Annotated in this window: 14 protein-coding genes; 4 read left to right on the top strand and 10 right to left on the bottom strand. The window is 68.0% G+C overall.

What is annotated here, in order from left to right; all coding sequences use genetic code 11:
* Positions 1–133 precede the first annotated feature (133 nt).
* The 3 genes from ABD719_RS04410 to ABD719_RS04400 all read left to right on the top strand — a co-directional run bounded on the left by ABD719_RS04410 (position 134) and on the right by ABD719_RS04400 (position 2,353).
* A complete protein-coding gene (locus ABD719_RS04410; RefSeq protein ID WP_344692175.1) occupies positions 134–322 on the top strand; it encodes a NepR family anti-sigma factor in 189 nt (62 codons plus the stop codon).
* Between the two features lie 11 nt (positions 323–333).
* On the top strand, positions 334–1,938 hold the full coding sequence (locus ABD719_RS04405) for a sensor histidine kinase (protein ID WP_344692174.1): 1,605 nt from the start codon (positions 334–336) through the stop codon (positions 1,936–1,938).
* Positions 1,939–2,218: 280 nt separating this feature from the next.
* On the top strand, positions 2,219–2,353 hold the full coding sequence (locus ABD719_RS04400; protein WP_344692173.1) for an entericidin A/B family lipoprotein: 135 nt from the start codon (positions 2,219–2,221) through the stop codon (positions 2,351–2,353).
* 323 nt (positions 2,354–2,676) lie between these two features.
* Here ABD719_RS04400 and tatC read toward each other — a convergent pair whose 3' ends face one another.
* From tatC to argS, 6 genes are read right to left on the bottom strand one after another with little or no spacing between them, the layout of a single operon-like run.
* Positions 2,677–3,444 (bottom strand): twin-arginine translocase subunit TatC, encoded by a 768-nt coding sequence (gene tatC, locus ABD719_RS04395; RefSeq protein WP_344692172.1) that lies wholly within the window; start codon positions 3,442–3,444, stop codon positions 2,677–2,679.
* Positions 3,441–3,941 carry a Sec-independent protein translocase protein TatB gene (gene tatB, locus ABD719_RS04390; RefSeq protein ID WP_344692171.1) on the bottom strand — a complete coding sequence of 167 codons (501 nt, stop codon included), beginning with the start codon at positions 3,939–3,941 and terminating at the stop codon, positions 3,441–3,443. The genes tatC and tatB overlap by 4 nt, the downstream gene beginning before the upstream one ends.
* 29 nt (positions 3,942–3,970) lie before the next feature.
* Entirely contained in the window at positions 3,971–4,216 is a 246-nt protein-coding gene (locus tag ABD719_RS04385) for a twin-arginine translocase TatA/TatE family subunit (protein ID WP_192125378.1), read from the bottom strand.
* 29 nt (positions 4,217–4,245) lie between these two features.
* Positions 4,246–5,283, bottom strand: a complete 1,038-nt coding sequence (locus ABD719_RS04380; RefSeq protein WP_344692170.1) for a glycoside hydrolase family 3 N-terminal domain-containing protein — start codon at positions 5,281–5,283, stop codon at positions 4,246–4,248.
* 7 nt (positions 5,284–5,290) lie between these two features.
* Positions 5,291–6,019: an SPOR domain-containing protein gene (locus ABD719_RS04375; RefSeq protein ID WP_344692169.1), complete on the bottom strand. Its 729-nt coding sequence runs from the start codon at positions 6,017–6,019 to the stop codon at positions 5,291–5,293.
* Complete coding sequence (gene argS, locus ABD719_RS04370; RefSeq protein WP_344692168.1) at positions 6,019–7,743, bottom strand: arginine--tRNA ligase; 1,725 nt, start codon at positions 7,741–7,743, stop codon at positions 6,019–6,021. The genes ABD719_RS04375 and argS overlap by 1 nt, the downstream gene beginning before the upstream one ends.
* 200 nt (positions 7,744–7,943) lie before the next feature.
* Here argS and ABD719_RS04365 point away from each other — a divergent pair, with 200 nt between their 5' ends.
* Positions 7,944–8,240: a hypothetical protein gene (locus ABD719_RS04365; RefSeq protein ID WP_344692167.1), complete on the top strand. Its 297-nt coding sequence runs from the start codon at positions 7,944–7,946 to the stop codon at positions 8,238–8,240.
* Positions 8,241–8,256: 16 nt separating this feature from the next.
* Here the strand turns inward: ABD719_RS04365 and ABD719_RS04360 are convergent, their stop codons facing one another.
* The 4 genes from ABD719_RS04360 to ftsA form a co-directional block, all read right to left on the bottom strand.
* Positions 8,257–9,423 carry a deoxyguanosinetriphosphate triphosphohydrolase gene (locus tag ABD719_RS04360; RefSeq protein ID WP_425567120.1) on the bottom strand — a complete coding sequence of 389 codons (1,167 nt, stop codon included), beginning with the start codon at positions 9,421–9,423 and terminating at the stop codon, positions 8,257–8,259.
* Positions 9,424–9,425: 2 nt separating this feature from the next.
* On the bottom strand, positions 9,426–11,423 hold the full coding sequence (locus tag ABD719_RS04355; RefSeq protein ID WP_344692165.1) for an SPOR domain-containing protein: 1,998 nt from the start codon (positions 11,421–11,423) through the stop codon (positions 9,426–9,428).
* A 143-nt stretch (positions 11,424–11,566) separates the two neighbouring features.
* Positions 11,567–13,111, bottom strand: coding sequence for a cell division protein FtsZ (ftsZ, locus tag ABD719_RS04350; RefSeq protein ID WP_344692164.1), 1,545 nt, complete (start codon positions 13,109–13,111; stop codon positions 11,567–11,569).
* 98 nt (positions 13,112–13,209) lie between these two features.
* Complete coding sequence (gene ftsA, locus ABD719_RS04345; RefSeq protein ID WP_344692163.1) at positions 13,210–14,472, bottom strand: cell division protein FtsA; 1,263 nt, start codon at positions 14,470–14,472, stop codon at positions 13,210–13,212.
* Positions 14,473–14,496 lie beyond the last annotated feature (24 nt).

The raw sequence follows: 14,496 nt of genomic DNA, 5'->3' as shown, positions 1-14,496 counted from the left end.
TCCGTGTTTTTCGTGCCATGGCGGGAACCATCGAGACGATTTTTGGTTTCATCGCCACAATCGGACCGCGCTATATTCGTGGTTCACTGCGGGCCGCGACGTTGGCGCGGCATCAGGGGGAAAGACGTTCAGCTTGGGTCAGGATAAGAACGATACGGCGCAGGTCACTGGGGCTCTCAAGGCCGATGGCGACATGCGCCCGGCCCGGGATGCCGCCAATCGTGATCGCGACATGGGTTCGGCACTGCGCTCGGTCTATGAGAACACGGTGAGCGAGCAGGTTCCCGACGATCTGCTCGACCTCCTCGGCAAACTTACCTGATCGCGGGCACCATGCCCGATACCCCGGCGTCCGACACCCCGGCTCCCCCGCCTTCTACGCCTGCTACCCTCACGACACGTTCCTTCTCGCTGTCGCGATTGACGACGGGCGCCAAGCTGTTCCTGATCCTGAGCGCAGCGCTATTGCCACTGGCGATCATCGCGGTGTTCGCCACCCTCCAGACCACGCGGCTGGCCGACGCGGAATCCCGTGCGCGGCTGCGCATCGCCGCCACCGAGAGCGCGCGGGCGATCGCCATCGAACTGGTCGGCGACATGACCGCGTTGCGCGTGGCGGTGCAGGCGCTGGGCAGCGACGCCGCCGACGCCCCCAGTTGCGCCCGTGCGCAAGGCGTGTTCGCGCAGCAAGCCTCCGCCGGTGCGCGGTTCGCGATCACCGACCGGCGCGGCCGCCTGTTGTGCGGCGTGCCGTTGCCGAGTGCGACGCCTGCGGATTCGGATGCACCGATTGCGGCGGCGATCGTGCCCGATCAGGGCGTGGTCCTGTCGATCGCCGAGGCGCGGTCCGACATTACCGCCCGTGCCTTTTTCCCCGAGGATTTCCTGCGCCGGTTGGGCCGGCCCAGCAGCCGCGCCAACACCTTCTCCAGCGTCCTGTTGCTCGACGACCAGCAACTGGAACTGGAACCGGTACCCGGAGACGGGATATTGCGCCGGATGGAGTCGCTGCGCACCGAATTGGGGATCGGTGGGCTGGTACTCGCCACCGCGGTCAGCAGCGCGCCGATCACGTCGTCGCTGGTGATCGCGATGATGCTGCCGCTGCTGATGTGGGTGGCGGCAGCGGGGATCGCGTGGTTCGTGGTCGACCGGCTGCTGCTTCGCCCCTTACGCCAGCTGCGCGCGAGTGTTGCTGCCTATACGCCGGGCGAGGTGATCGATTCGCACGCGACCAGCCTGCCCGCGCAAGAGATTCGCGAACTGGGCGAGACGTTCCGCACCATCAGCCAGACGGTGGCGACGCATGAGGCAGGACTGGAAGAGGGCCTGCGCCGTCAGACCAAGCTGACGCGCGAGGTGCATCACCGGGTGAAGAACAATCTGCAGGTGATCGCCAGCCTGATCGCGTTCCATGCCCGCAGCGCACGCAGCGCCGATGCCACCGCGGCCTATGCCTCGATCCAGCGGCGCGTCGATGCGCTGGCGGTGGTACATCGCCACCATTTCGCCGAGCTGGAGGAACATCGCGGGCTGAACATGCGGACGATGATCGGCGAACTGGCGTCCAACATCCGGGCCACCGCATCAGAACGGTCGCAGGCGGTGGGCATCACGCTGGACGTCGATGCCTTTCTGGTGAACCAGGACGTCGCGGTCGCGGTCGCGTTCCTGGTCACCGAGATCGTCGAACTGGCCGGCGGGTGCGACGGCGCCGCCCAGATAAAGGTATCGCTGAAGGCCGCCGACGTGGCCGAGCGCGCCGTGCTGCGTGTCGTGTCCCGCGCATTGGTCGATGGCGATACGTTGCGCGATCTCGCCACGCATCGTTATGGCCGGGTGATGGAGGGACTGTCGCGTCAGCTGCGTTCCAAGCTGCATCACGACCCATTGGCGGGGGCGTATGAGATCGCGATCGCGGTGCTGGGTCGCGACTGATCCGGTGTTGATGACCTTTTTGGAGGGCCTTCGCTTTTTCTTCGATTTTTGAAACGACGCCGGGAACCAGCCGTCCCCTTGCCCGTTTTCCATTTCGGATCGCGACCTTGTGCCCCCCCCGCTATCGCGGTCCACGACATAGGCCCGGAACCATCACCCTCCCCCCCCTGGTGATGATTTCGGGCCTTTAACGTTTTCGGGCTGCAATCGATGCAAATCGGGAACGATCCCCCCACAGGAACATTGCCTGTTCGGCAGTTCAGCCTTGAGGAGGTATCCCATGCGTAAGTTGGTTGGTCTCGCGTTCGTGGCCAGTGCGTTGCTGGTGTCGGCTTGCAACACCGTCGAAGGTGCCGGCCGCGATGTGAGCTCTGCGGGGAAAGCCGTCTCCAAGACCGCGAACGACATCAAGTAAGCACGTCGTCCCAACGAACGAACGGCCGGTGCGGGTATACCTCGCGCCGGCCGTTTTCGTTTGATCGGCTTGTGGTTCATGATGATTAAGGTGCCGGGCGAACCGGGGGCTTTTTTCTGTCATCCCGTGGATCATGCTGCGTCCCACGGAAACGAGTATCGTCGGCGGCCAGACCGATCACCAGGGCATGATAAGACTGGCTTGGCCTATTCCTGATCGGGCGTTTCGCACGGCGATCCAGCGCATCCCGTGACCGGACCCTTGATCGCTTCGCTATGCTCGCAATGATGGTGGAGCAGACGTCGTGACTCATATGCCGGCAATCAGGCCGGTTCCTCGTTGGCCTCCGCCTCGCGGGCACGGCGACGTTCGGTGAACCAGATACCGATCAACGCGAATTCGTAGAGGATGCACAGCGGGATCGCGAGCAGCAGTTGCGAGCCCACGTCTGGCGGGGTCAGTACCGCGGCGATCGCGAAGGCGCCGACGATGGCGTAGCGTCGCGCGCTCTTCAACTGCTGGCGGGTGACGATACCGGCACGTTCGAGCAGCATGAGCAGCACCGGCAGCAGGAAGGCCAGCCCGAACCCGAACAGGAACTGCATGATGAACGACAGGTAGTTGCCGATCGCCGGCAATGCCTCTCGCTTTACTCCGCCCACCACGCCGTCGAAACCGAGCAGGAAGTGCAACGCCATCGGGATCGCGACGTAATAGGCCATCGCCGCGCCGAGCAGGAACAGCAGCGGCGTCGCGAGCAGGAAGGGCAACAGCGCCTTCTTCTCCTTGCGGTACAGGCCGGGGGCGACGAACTGCCACAACTGGTTGGCGATCACCGGGAACGCGATCATCATCGCCGCGAAGAACGCGACCTTCACCTGGACGAAGAACGCCTCGAATATCTCGGTATAGATCACCGTTCCCTGCCCGGCCCTGAGCAAGGGCTGGACCAGAAAGGCGAAGATCGTCTCGGAGAAGTAAAAGGCGACCGCGAACGCCAGCAGGAGCGCGGCGATGCAGTAGAGCAGGCGACGGCGCAGCTCGATCAGGTGATCGAGCAGGGGCGCGCGGCTTTCGTCGATCTCGCTCACGATGCCGCTCCTTCCGTCCGGCCGGGACGATCGAGCGGCGGGGTGGCATCGCCATGGGCATGGGCCGATCCGACCGGTTCGGGCTCAGCTGGCTTGGGGTCGATTGGCTCAGGGTCGACGGGTACCGATTCGACCGCTGGCGCAGGATCGACATGCGGGCGCTCGACCATCACCGCGGCCTGCGTCGTGTCCTCGGATCCATAGGTAATGGAATCATGAGGGGGACGGGTATGGCTGGCGTCGGTCGTCTCGGCCGTAGGGGCGGGGTGCTCACGCATGATCCGCTCGTTCTCGGCGGCCCAACGCTTCTCCATCTCCTCCAGTTCGGCCTCGCGCACCATCGTGTCGAAGCCGGAGCGGAACTGGCGCGCGACACCGCGGGCGCGGCCGACCCAATAGCCGACGACGCGCATCGCCTTCGGCAGATCCTTGGGGCCGATGACGACGAGCGCCACGAACGCGACCAGCAACAGCTCGGTCGGCGCGATATCGAACATGCGGGCCGCGCCTCAGCGGGAGGGGAAAATCAGCGGTCGTCGCGCACGCGGTCGCCGACGCGGTCGCCGTCACGGTCGAACGCCGGCTCGGCACGGGTCTGCGCCTCGATCTGCTTCGATGGCTTGGGCGACGAATCCTCCTCGGCCATGCCCTTCTTGAAGTTCTTCACACCCTTGGCGACATCGCCCATCAGGCTGGAGAAACGCCCGCCACCCAGCAGCAGGATGGCGACGACGGCGAGGACGAGCAGGTGAATCGGGCTGAAACTGCCCATGGCGCTTACTCCTGAGACTGGGCCGTGATCTAGTCGGTCTTGCCGGATATTGCCAGCCGAACCGCGCCCGTCGCTGCCAGATACGCATCGCGACGCGAAAGGGACGCAGCGACGTCGCCGGACGATGCCGGCGCAACCGGATACGCCCGTGCCAGCCGGTCATGCCCCGCGATCGACAGGGCTGGCAGCGCGGTCGCCAAGGCCAGCAATTCGGCGGACGTGGCGTGACAGCACAGGGCCAGATCGCATCCCGCCGCGATCGCCGCGATCGCCCGGCCGACCAGATCGCCCGACAATGCCCCCATGTGGAGATCGTCGGTGACGAGCAGCCCCTCGAATCCGATCATGCCGCGGATCACGCGGTCGATCACCACCGGCGACAGCGTGGCGGGCCGGGCGGCATCCCAGGCGGCATAGACGACATGCGCGGTCATACCGGCGCGGGCATGGGCGAGCGCGCGGAACGGTTGCGCGTCGATCGCCAGCGCCTCGGCGCCGACCTTCACGACCGGCAGAGCATGATGTGGATCGACCGTCGCACGCCCAAGCCCCGGCAGATGCTTGACGATGCCCGTCACCCCCGCCCCCGCCATACCGTCCAGCATGGCCCGGCCCAATGCCGCGACACGGAACGGGTCGTGCCCCGCCAGTCTGGGGAGCAGCGCGGGATCGGTGTCGGCATGGCCGATATCGAGCAGCGGCGCACAGTTCATCGTGATGCCGGCGACCGCCAAGATGTGTCCGATCGCCTGCCCCTGCGCGTGCATCGCCCGGATCGCCGTCGCCGGTGCGACATCATAGGCGGCGGCGAAACGGGCGGCGGCGGGGAAATCGGGCCAGTGCGGCGGACGCAGCCGGGCGACGGGGCCGCCTTCCTGATCGATCAGTATCGCAAGGTCGGCACGGCCGGTGCAGTCGCGCAGCGAATCGGTGAGCGCATGGAGTTGCACCGGATCAACGACGTTGCGGGTGAACAGGATGATCCCCGCCGGCCCGATCCGCGCCAGCACATCCGCCTCGTCGGCGGTCAGCACGGGGCCGGCGATGCCGGCGACGATCGGTGTCATCCGCCCGTCAACTCGCGAGGAAACATTCCTCGCCCGCCACGCGCAGGCGACCGCACAGATCGGCCGCGGCGGCGGCGCTGCCGGCGTTCACGCGCAGGCGGAACAGCGTCTTGCCCTCACGCGCGACCGGCTGGACCAGTTTCTCCAGCGACGCGAGATAGGCGAAGCGTTTGGTGAAGCGCACCCAGGCGGCATTGGCACCAGCCTCGCTGGGATAGGCGCCCAGCTGGACCAGCGCGCCACTGCCAGTGGCGTTGCCCGGCGCCGGCCGGCCGGACGCGATCGGCGCCGCGGCGACCAGACGACCACGCGCGGCAGGCACATCGGCGACGGCGCTGCGGCCGGCGGCGTCGGGGGTCGGGCCGGCGGCGGGGGCGCGGCTGGTATCGACGGGTGCCTCGGGCACCGCGGTCAGGTCGATCGCGCCGGTGCCGGGGGCCTTGCCGTCGCTGGTGGCGATCGCGGCATCGCCCTCCCCCTCCACCTTCAGGCCGCCCGGCTCTTCGGGACGGACCTTGTACGGCTCGGCCGGGGCGGGGATCAGCTGCCCGGTGCCCGACGGGTCAGACGACCGGTATTTCAACACCGCGAACGCTACCACCGCCAGCACGGCGAGCGCGACCAGCGTCAGTGCCAGGAAGCGGATGAACGACGGCGGATCGCGATCCTCATCGGGACCGATCGTCTCCAGCCAGGGCAGCCGGTCCTCGTCGCGCCGATACCGATCGTCGATCATCAGTTCATCTCCGTCACGGCCTCTACGCCCATGATCGCCAGACCGTTGCGGATGATCTGCGCCGCGCCATCAGCCAGGTAAAGCCGCGCCCGCGTCGCCGCCGCATCGTCGACGATCAGGAAGCGGCGGTCGGGCCGGTCGTTGCCGACGTTCCACAGCGCGTGGAACGCGGCGGCGACATCACCGAGATAGAAGGCGATGCGATGCGGCTCACGCGTCGCCGCCGCCGTCTCGACGGTGCGCGGGAACTGCGCCAGCAGCTTGACCAGCGCCAGTTCGTCCGCATCGAGCCGCGACAGATCGGCGGTGCCGGCCGCGATCCCCGCCTCGTCCGCGCGACGGTGGAGCGAGGCGATACGGGCATGGGCATATTGCACGTAGAAGACCGGATTGTCCTTCGACGCCTCCACCACCCTGGCGAAGTCGAAGTCCATCTGCGCGTCGGCGCGGCGGGTCAGCATCGTGAAGCGCACCACGTCGCGCCCGACCTCGCGCACCACATCGGCCAGCGTCACGAAATTGCCCGCGCGCTTCGACATCTTCACCGGCTCGCCACCGCGCAGCAGGCGGACCATCTGGATCAGCTTCACGTCGAACCGGGTCTTGCCGCCGGTCAGCGCCGCGACGGCGGCGACGATCCGTTTGACGGTGCCGGCATGGTCGGCACCCCAGATGTCGATCAACTGGTCGGCGGATTGCGCCTTCTGATAGTGATAGGCGAGATCCGCGCCGAAATAGGTCCATTGTCCGGTCGACTTGCGGATCGGGCGATCCTGATCGTCGCCGAACTGCGTGGAGCGGAACAACGGCAGGACCACCGGCTCCCAGTCATCCGGCGTCTCGCCCTTCGGCGCCTCCAGCACGCCGTCATAGACTAGGTCGCGCGACCGCAGTTCCGCCTCGGCCGCCTCGGGCTTGCCGGCGGCCTGCAATTCCGCCTCGGAGGCGAACAGGTCGTGATGGATACCGAGCAGCGCCAGATCGGCCTTGATGAGGACCAGCATCGCGGCGACCGCACGGGTGCGGAACAACGCCAGCCATTCCTCCTCCGGCGCGGCGACATAGCGGTCGCCGAATTCGGCGGCGAGTTCCTGCCCGATCGGGACCAGATAGTCGCCGGGATACAGCCCTTCCGGGATCGTCACGCTCTCGCCCAGCGCCTCGCGGTAACGCAGGTGGACCGAGCGGCCCAGCACGTCGACCTGCCCGCCGGCATCGTTGACGTAATATTCGCGGATGACCTTGTGTCCGGCGAATTCGAGCAGGCTGGCTAGTGCATCGCCCACCACCGCGCCGCGGCAATGGCCCATATGCATCGGCCCGGTCGGGTTGGCCGAGACATATTCGATGTTGACGGTGATCCCCTCTCCCGTCGTCGACCGGCCGTAATCGTCGGCGGCGGCGTGAATGCCGGTCAGTTCGCTGCGCCAGCTGTCGTCGGTCAGCATCATGTTGATGAAACCCGGCCCGGCCACGTCGACCCGCGCGACATCGGCGATCTTCTCCAGCTCGGCGGCGAGCGCGACGGCCAGGTCGCGCGGCTTCACCCCCGCCGGCTTGGCGAGCACCATCGCCGCATTAGTGGCGAGATCACCGTGCGTGGTGTCGCGCGGCGGTTCCACGGTGACGTTGCGCCGGTCCAGCCCCGCCGGCAGGACGCCATTCGCCGTCAGCGTATCAAGCGCCGCATCGAGATGGGTGGCGAAGCGGGTGTAAAGCGTCATGACTGGTCCGATGATCGAGATGGGGTTCGTCTAGCGGAAAACCGCGCCAGCTCAAACCATCGCCGTCACGTGATTGCGTCCCGCGCAATCGCAGTCGGGGCCTTTGCAGTTGCCGCCCATGCTGCACCGCAATATCCTTGCGACATACAACATAAAGAGGACCTGATCGAGCGCCACGCTCTTTCGCGAGGAACACGATCATGCGCACTGCCATTTTTCTCGTCGCCGCCGCCGCCTGGTTCACCATCGCCGCCCCCGCCACGGCGGCCGAAGGCGAGCAGAGCTTCCAGCATGACGGCTACACCTATGTCTACAAGACGACCGAGACCGCCAAGGGCGCCAAGCTGATTTCGGGCCATCGCCTGCCGGATCGCGCACCATTCAATCTGGTCGTGAAGGGCCACCGGGTCACGGGTACGTCGGGCAATGCGAACGTCGCGTTCGACACCGCGCAGGCCCGCGGCGCCGCCGGCGGCATGACCGCGATCAGCCGCTGATACCCGTTCGGGCCGATCAGAAGCCTTCGGGCAGATCGATCGGCCCGACCAGTTCGCGGTAACGGGCGATCGCATAGCGATCGGTCATCCCCGCGATGAAATCGGCGATGTGCCGGCTGCGGTCTGGTTCCGTCGATGGTAGGCGTTCCCGCCATTCGGGCGGGATCGTTGCCGGGTCCGCGCTGTAGGCGGCGAACAAGCCGTCGACCACGCCATGCGCCGCCGCCGCCGCCTCCAGCTGACGGGGATGGTGGTAGAGGTTGGCGTACATGAATCGTTTCAGGTCGCGCTCCTCGATCCGCAACCGATCCGAGAAACCGACCAGCGCCCGCCCCGCCGCGCGGACATCCGCCACGCTGGCGACGCCGCTGTCGGCGATCCGTGCCCGCGTCTCGTCGATCAGGTCGGTCACCATCTCGCCGATCTGGCTGCGTACCAGTTCCCGCGCCAGCCGCGTCTCGCCGGTATCAGGATAGCGCGCGCGCACGGTGGCCCATGTCCGCGCCACCAGCGGTTCGGCCATCAACTGGTCGAGCGTCAGCAACCCGGCGCGCAGGCCATCGTCGATGTCGTGATTGTCATAGGCTATATCGTCCGCCAGCGCGGCGACCTGCGCCTCCAGCGTCGGCCACTCGCCCAGATCGAGCGGAAACGCCGCATCGGCGGCCTGCAGCGCCCAGCCGGGGTGGCGAACGGGGCCGTTATGCTTGGCCAGCCCCTCCAGCGTCTCCCAGGTCAGGTTCAACCCGTTCCACAGCGGATAGGGCCGTTCGATCTCGGTCAGGGTGCGCAGCGTGTGGCCGTTGTGATCGAAGCCGCCCGCCCCCTTCATCGCCGCCTTCAGCGCATCCTCGCCGGCATGGCCGAAGGGCGGGTGGCCGATATCGTGCGCCAGGCACAATGCCTCGGTCAGGTCCTCGTTCAGGCCCAGCGCGCGCGCGATCGCCCGGCCGATCTGCGCGACCTCGATGCTGTGGGTCAGGCGAACGCGAAAATGGTCGCCATCCGGCGCCATGAACACCTGCGTCTTGTGACGGAGGCGACGGAAGCTGATCGAATGGATTACCCGGTCGCGGTCGCGCTGGAATGCGTCGCGCGGCCCCCGCACGCCGCCGCCGCTTTCGTCGTGCAGCCGGCCACGACTGGCCGCCGGGTCCGCCGCATAGGGCGCGCGCGGGATGATCGTCACCTGGCGGGCAGCTTCGCGACCGGTTCACCGGCGTCGGTGCTGACCGAATAGGCCGGCACACCCTGTTTCGCCAACTGGTTCACGAAGGCGCGCGCCTCCGCATCCGTCTTGAACGGGCCGGTCATCACCCGGTTGGTGGCCCGGACCGACTGGGTATAACCCGCCTTGCCGCGAAACGCCTGTGGCGCCTTGGCCGTGATCGTCTTCCAGGCCTGACCGAGATAGGCGTCGTTCGCACCGCTGGCGACCTGCACCCAGATGCGCGCCGGGTTGCTGCGCGCCGCCTTCTTGTCGGCGGCGGCCTTGTCGGCCAGTGCCTTGCGATCGGTAGCTTTCTTTGTCTCGGCCGCTTCCTTACGCGCGGCGGCGCGCTTTTCGGCGGGGGTCATCGCCTTTTCCTCGGCGGCGGCCTTGCGGGCGGCGGCACGCTTTTGCGCCGGGGTCAGCGGTTTTTCGTCCTCGACGGCCGCGACGGCGGTGGCGTCTTCGATGGCTGGCTTGCGCGCAGCGGCGCGACGTTGCGCGGCGGTCAGCGGCTTGCCCTTCGCATCCACCATGGCGGCCTTGCGGTCGGCGGCACGCTGCTGGGCGCGGGTCAGGGGTATGGCGGCATCGTCGGCGGCGGCGTTGCCGGTCAGGCGGGCGGCGACGACGCGGCGAACGGCGGTGTCGCGCGCCTCCTTGGCCGATGCCTCCGCCACCACCCGGCGACCGGCGGCCGAGGCCGGGGCGGCGGCCAGCTTGACCGGCAGCGGCGCGCGCGACGCGGCCGGCGTGGGTTCGACGACCCCCAGCTCCTCGGCCGGGATCGACAGGTTGGCGACGATACGCGCGAGGACCGAATCGGCGCGCTGCGTCGCCGCGCTCGACTGGACCGGCGCGACCGGTGCGGCGGCGACCGCGACCGGCGCCGCGACCTCGGGTGTGGGTGGCAGCGGCTGTACCACCGCGCGGGGTGCGGCCCAGACGACCGGGGGCGACGATGCCGCCGGGGTCGGCACCGCAGCGACCTGCACCGGCGGGGCCTGGGTCGGCAGGTTCTGAACCGGGGTGCGCTGCACCGGCACGTTCCGGGCTGGCGGGGTCTGGATGGGGGCGGCGGTCCGGGTCCGGCGCGTATCGCGTGCGACCGGCCGGGTGACCGTGGCCGGTGCTACGGCGGCAACCTGCACCGGCGGACTGCCGGCGAGCGGCGGCAGTTTCGGGGTCAGCCGGGCATCGGCGATCCGTTCGGGCGTGGGCTGGATCTCACCGAAATGCACCGCGAAGGCGCGATCGACCGGCGACAGCGACGGCAAGCGCTGGAAAAAGGCGGCAAGCCCCTGCGCCAGATTGCCGGGCATCATCGCCGTGACGATCTTCGTCGCCGCCGCGGTATCGCCGTTCATCGCCAGCACGAATGCCTGCGCGCGCCAGCCCGCCCGGTCCTGACGGCGGATCAGGGGGTCGAGCTGCTCCAAGGCCTGCGCCTGCCGCCCCGAAATACCCAGCGACAGCGCGTAGCGGCGCACCGTCTCGTCATCGCGCGATACGGCGAGTGCGGCGCGGTAATCCCGCTGCGCCCGCTCCTGCTCGCCGACCAGATCATAGGCGAGGCCACGATCCGCGGCGTAGCGGACCGTCGGCAGTCCGGATCGCTCCGCCTGTTCGTAGAATCGCAGCGCCTCACCCGGGCGTTCCGAGCGGACGAGGATCGCCGCCATGCCCGCCTTCACCCGACCATTGCCCGAATCGACCTTGTCGGCGCGCGCGAACAATGAGGCGGCGGCGCTGAGATCGCCGAGCTTCAGCGACAATTCGCCGGCGGTCGCCAGTGCGTTCACATCGCGGGGATTGGCGGCAAGCTGGCGCATCTGCGCGGCAAGCAGATCGGCATCGGTGGATGCCAGCGACTGCACCATCTGCTGCGCGCCGGCCGGCATGGACATGACCGGCAAGGACAGGGCAGCCAGCGCAAGCGGGGCGGCGACGGTAAGGGGAATGAAGCGGGTCATGGAACGATGCTCGCTACAGACCAGCACGGATCAACCGGCAATGGTCCTTTTTCCCGAGTACGACGAAGCGGGGCGGACCGGCGGCGAACGCATCACGGGGCGGACCCCCGCGTCCGGTTGATCCGGACGCGGGGAGAACCGGCTTACTGGTTGTTCTGGCGATGGAGGAAGCGCGGAATATCCAGCGGCTCGGCAGGCTTCTCTTCCTCGTCACGCGGTGCGCCGCGAGCGGCGTTGGACATGCGCTCGAACAGGGTGCCACCCAGCTTCACCCGGGGACCGGGGGTCGGCTCGACCGGGCTGGCCGCCTCTGCACCGGGAGCGATCCAGCGACGGCGCATCCCGCCCTCGTCGGCGGCGGGGGTCGGCACGCCGGGTTGCGTGACGGCGGTGGGGGGCGCCATACGCGGGGCGACCGGCTGCGGCGCGGGTGCGGGCTGCTGCACCGGCGCGGCGCGCGGCGCCGGCGGCGTCACCACGGCATCCGCGCCCAGCACCAGTTCGTCGCTTTCGGCCGGTGGCGTCGCAGCGGCGACGGGGGCCGGTGCCGGTGCAGGCGGTGCGGCCGGGATCGATGCCGTCGGCGCGGCAGCAGCCGGGGCAGTCGCGCGCGGGGCCTGATCGGCGCTGGGGCGGAACGACGGCGTCTCGTCGCTGCGACGGGTGCCGCCGAAGCTGAACGAGGTGGAGGCCGCCGGCGCCGCGGGGGCGACGGGACGCTCCACTGCCTCGATCCCGGTGGCGACCACGGAGACGCGAATCTTGCCTTCCAGTTCGGGATTGAATGCGGAACCCCAGATGATGTTCGCATCGGGATCGACCAGATCGCGGATGTGATTCGCGGCCTCGTCCACTTCCAGCAGACGCATGTCGTCACCACCGGTGATCGAGATGATGACGCCCTTGGCGCCCTGCATCGACACGCCGTCGAGCAGCGGGTTGGCGATCGCCTTCTGCGCGGCTTCCAGCGCGCGGTTGTCGCCCGACGCTTCGCCGGTGCCCATCATCGCCTTGCCCATCTCCTGCATCACCGAACGCACGTCGGCGAAGTCGAGGTTGATGAGGCCGGGCATCACCATCAGGTCGGTGATGCCGCGCACGCCCTGTTGCAGCACCTCGTCCGCCATCTCGAACGCTTCCTTGAAGGTCGTGTTGGCGTTGGCGATCAGGAACAGGTTCTGGTTGGGGATGACGATCAGCGTATCGACGTATTTCTGCAGTTCCTCGATCCCGCCATCGGCGGCCTTGGCGCGGCGATTACCCTCGAAACTGAATGGCTTGGTGACGACACCTACGGTCAGGATGCCCATGTCGCGCGCGGCCTTGGCGATGACGGGCGCGGCGCCGGTGCCGGTGCCACCGCCCATGCCGGCGGCGATGAAGCACATGTGCGCACCTTCGAGCAGCTTGGCGAGATCGTCGATCGTCTCTTCCGCGGCGGCGCGGCCGATCTCGGGCCGGCTGCCGGCGCCCAGCCCCTGGGTGATCTTCGCACCCAGCTGGATACGCTGCGGCGCAACCGACGACTTCAGCGCCTGCGCATCGGTGTTGGCGACGAGGAAATCGACCCCCTGCACATCGGCGCGCATCATGTTCGCGATAGCGTTGCCGCCCGCGCCGCCGACCCCGATCACCGCGATGCGCGGCGTCAGTTCGTCCACTTCTGGGGCCAGGAATTCGATGCTCATCGCCAAAATATCTCCGCCACTCCCGCCACAGATGCGCCAAAACGGGAATTGAACTCTTTCATTAGCCGAAATGTGACACGGCCCGCCACCACAAAAGGTCAATAATTGGCACGCGCCGCTTGTATCAGTTTGCGGAACAGCCCCATGCCGCTGGGCCGGTGGACGGTCTGCCCCGCCGGAGCGACAGTCCGCAGATCGACCGGATCGGCCGCTGCATAGAAAGCGAGGCCCGCCAGCGTCGCGAAGGCCGGGCCGCCATGCGCTTCGGGCAGGCCCGTCAGCCCGCGCGGCCGACCCAGCCGCACCGACCGGCCAAGCGCCTGCTGCGCGTAATCCGCGATACCCTTCAGTTCCGCGCCGCCGCCGGTCAACACCACCTGCCGGCCGACCGGCCCCTCGAACTTCAACTGGGTCAGCGCCTTGCGCACCTCGCCCATCTGGTAATCCAGCCGCTGGCGGATCACGCCGATCAACTGCGCCTTGGTGATCTGCACCCCGGCATGTTCGTCGTCCTCCGCCGCGATCGGCATGACCGGGATCATGTCGTGATTGTCGCGCGGGGATGCGTTGGCGGAGCCGTGGAAGCATTTCATCCGCTCCGCCTGCTGCCGGCGAGTTCCGAAGGCGGAGGCGATATCGTCGGTGATGTCGTTCGCGCCCATCGGCAGCGAATGCAGCCCGACCAACATTCCGCCGGCGAACAGCGACACGTTGGTGATCCCCGCCCCCATCTCGACCAGCGCGACGCCCAGTTCGCGCTCCTCTTCGGACAGGCAGGCGAGGCCGGTGGCGACGGGCGCGGCGATGATCGAGCGCACCTCCAGATGCGCCGAGCGCACGCACAGGTCTAGGTTGCGGACCGGCGATCCGTCGGCGGCGACGACATGGATATGCACGCCCAGCCGGTCGGCATGGAGGCCGAGCGGCTTCTTCACCCCGGTCAGCCCGTCCAACGTATAGAGCGCGGGCTGCGCATGCAGCACCATCCGCCCTTGCGGATCGATCGACTGGCGGCCCGCGGTCAGCAGCGCATCGATATCGCCCTGTTCGACGCGGTGGCCGCCCAGCTCGAACTCCACCTCCGCCACGTCGGACACGAGACCACCGGCGGAGAAGCCGACCCAGACATCCTCGATATTGAGGCCGGCGATCCGCTCCGCCTGCTCCACCGCCTCGCGCACCGCCGCCTCGGTCGCGGCCATGTCGGCGATGTAGCCGCGCTTCACGCCGCGGCTTTCACGCTGGCCGGTGCCGAGCACGATCAGTTCGCCGCCATCGCCCTTTTTCGCGATCATCGCCGACACCTTCGACGATCCGATGTCGAGTGCGGTTATCAGTCCGTCCGGTGCCACCTTCGCCATTGCCTCAAACCCCCAACCGTATCG

Source organism: Sphingomonas cynarae, from assembly GCF_039537815.1.
Taxonomy (GTDB): domain Bacteria; phylum Pseudomonadota; class Alphaproteobacteria; order Sphingomonadales; family Sphingomonadaceae; genus Sphingomonas; species Sphingomonas cynarae.
This window is presented reverse-complemented; position numbering and strand designations above follow the sequence as displayed.

What these genes read in the sequence shown, in the direction of transcription:
- ABD719_RS04380 (WP_344692170.1), bottom strand. Translation starts at nt 5,283, where the DNA reads ATGACACCGATCGTCGCCGGCATCGCCGGCCCCGTGCTGACCGCCGAC.
- ABD719_RS04405 (WP_344692174.1), top strand. Translation starts at nt 334, where the DNA reads ATGCCCGATACCCCGGCGTCCGACACCCCGGCTCCCCCGCCTTCTACG.
- ftsZ (WP_344692164.1), bottom strand. Translation starts at nt 13,111, where the DNA reads ATGAGCATCGAATTCCTGGCCCCAGAAGTGGACGAACTGACGCCGCGC.
- ftsA (WP_344692163.1), bottom strand. Translation starts at nt 14,472, where the DNA reads ATGGCGAAGGTGGCACCGGACGGACTGATAACCGCACTCGACATCGGA.
- argS (WP_344692168.1), bottom strand. Translation starts at nt 7,743, where the DNA reads ATGACGCTTTACACCCGCTTCGCCACCCATCTCGATGCGGCGCTTGAT.
- ABD719_RS04365 (WP_344692167.1), top strand. Translation starts at nt 7,944, where the DNA reads ATGCGCACTGCCATTTTTCTCGTCGCCGCCGCCGCCTGGTTCACCATC.
- ABD719_RS04385 (WP_192125378.1), bottom strand. Translation starts at nt 4,216, where the DNA reads ATGGGCAGTTTCAGCCCGATTCACCTGCTCGTCCTCGCCGTCGTCGCC.
- tatB (WP_344692171.1), bottom strand. Translation starts at nt 3,941, where the DNA reads ATGTTCGATATCGCGCCGACCGAGCTGTTGCTGGTCGCGTTCGTGGCG.
- ABD719_RS04375 (WP_344692169.1), bottom strand. Translation starts at nt 6,019, where the DNA reads ATGATCGACGATCGGTATCGGCGCGACGAGGACCGGCTGCCCTGGCTG.
- ABD719_RS04400 (WP_344692173.1), top strand. Translation starts at nt 2,219, where the DNA reads ATGCGTAAGTTGGTTGGTCTCGCGTTCGTGGCCAGTGCGTTGCTGGTG.
- ABD719_RS04355 (WP_344692165.1), bottom strand. Translation starts at nt 11,423, where the DNA reads ATGACCCGCTTCATTCCCCTTACCGTCGCCGCCCCGCTTGCGCTGGCT.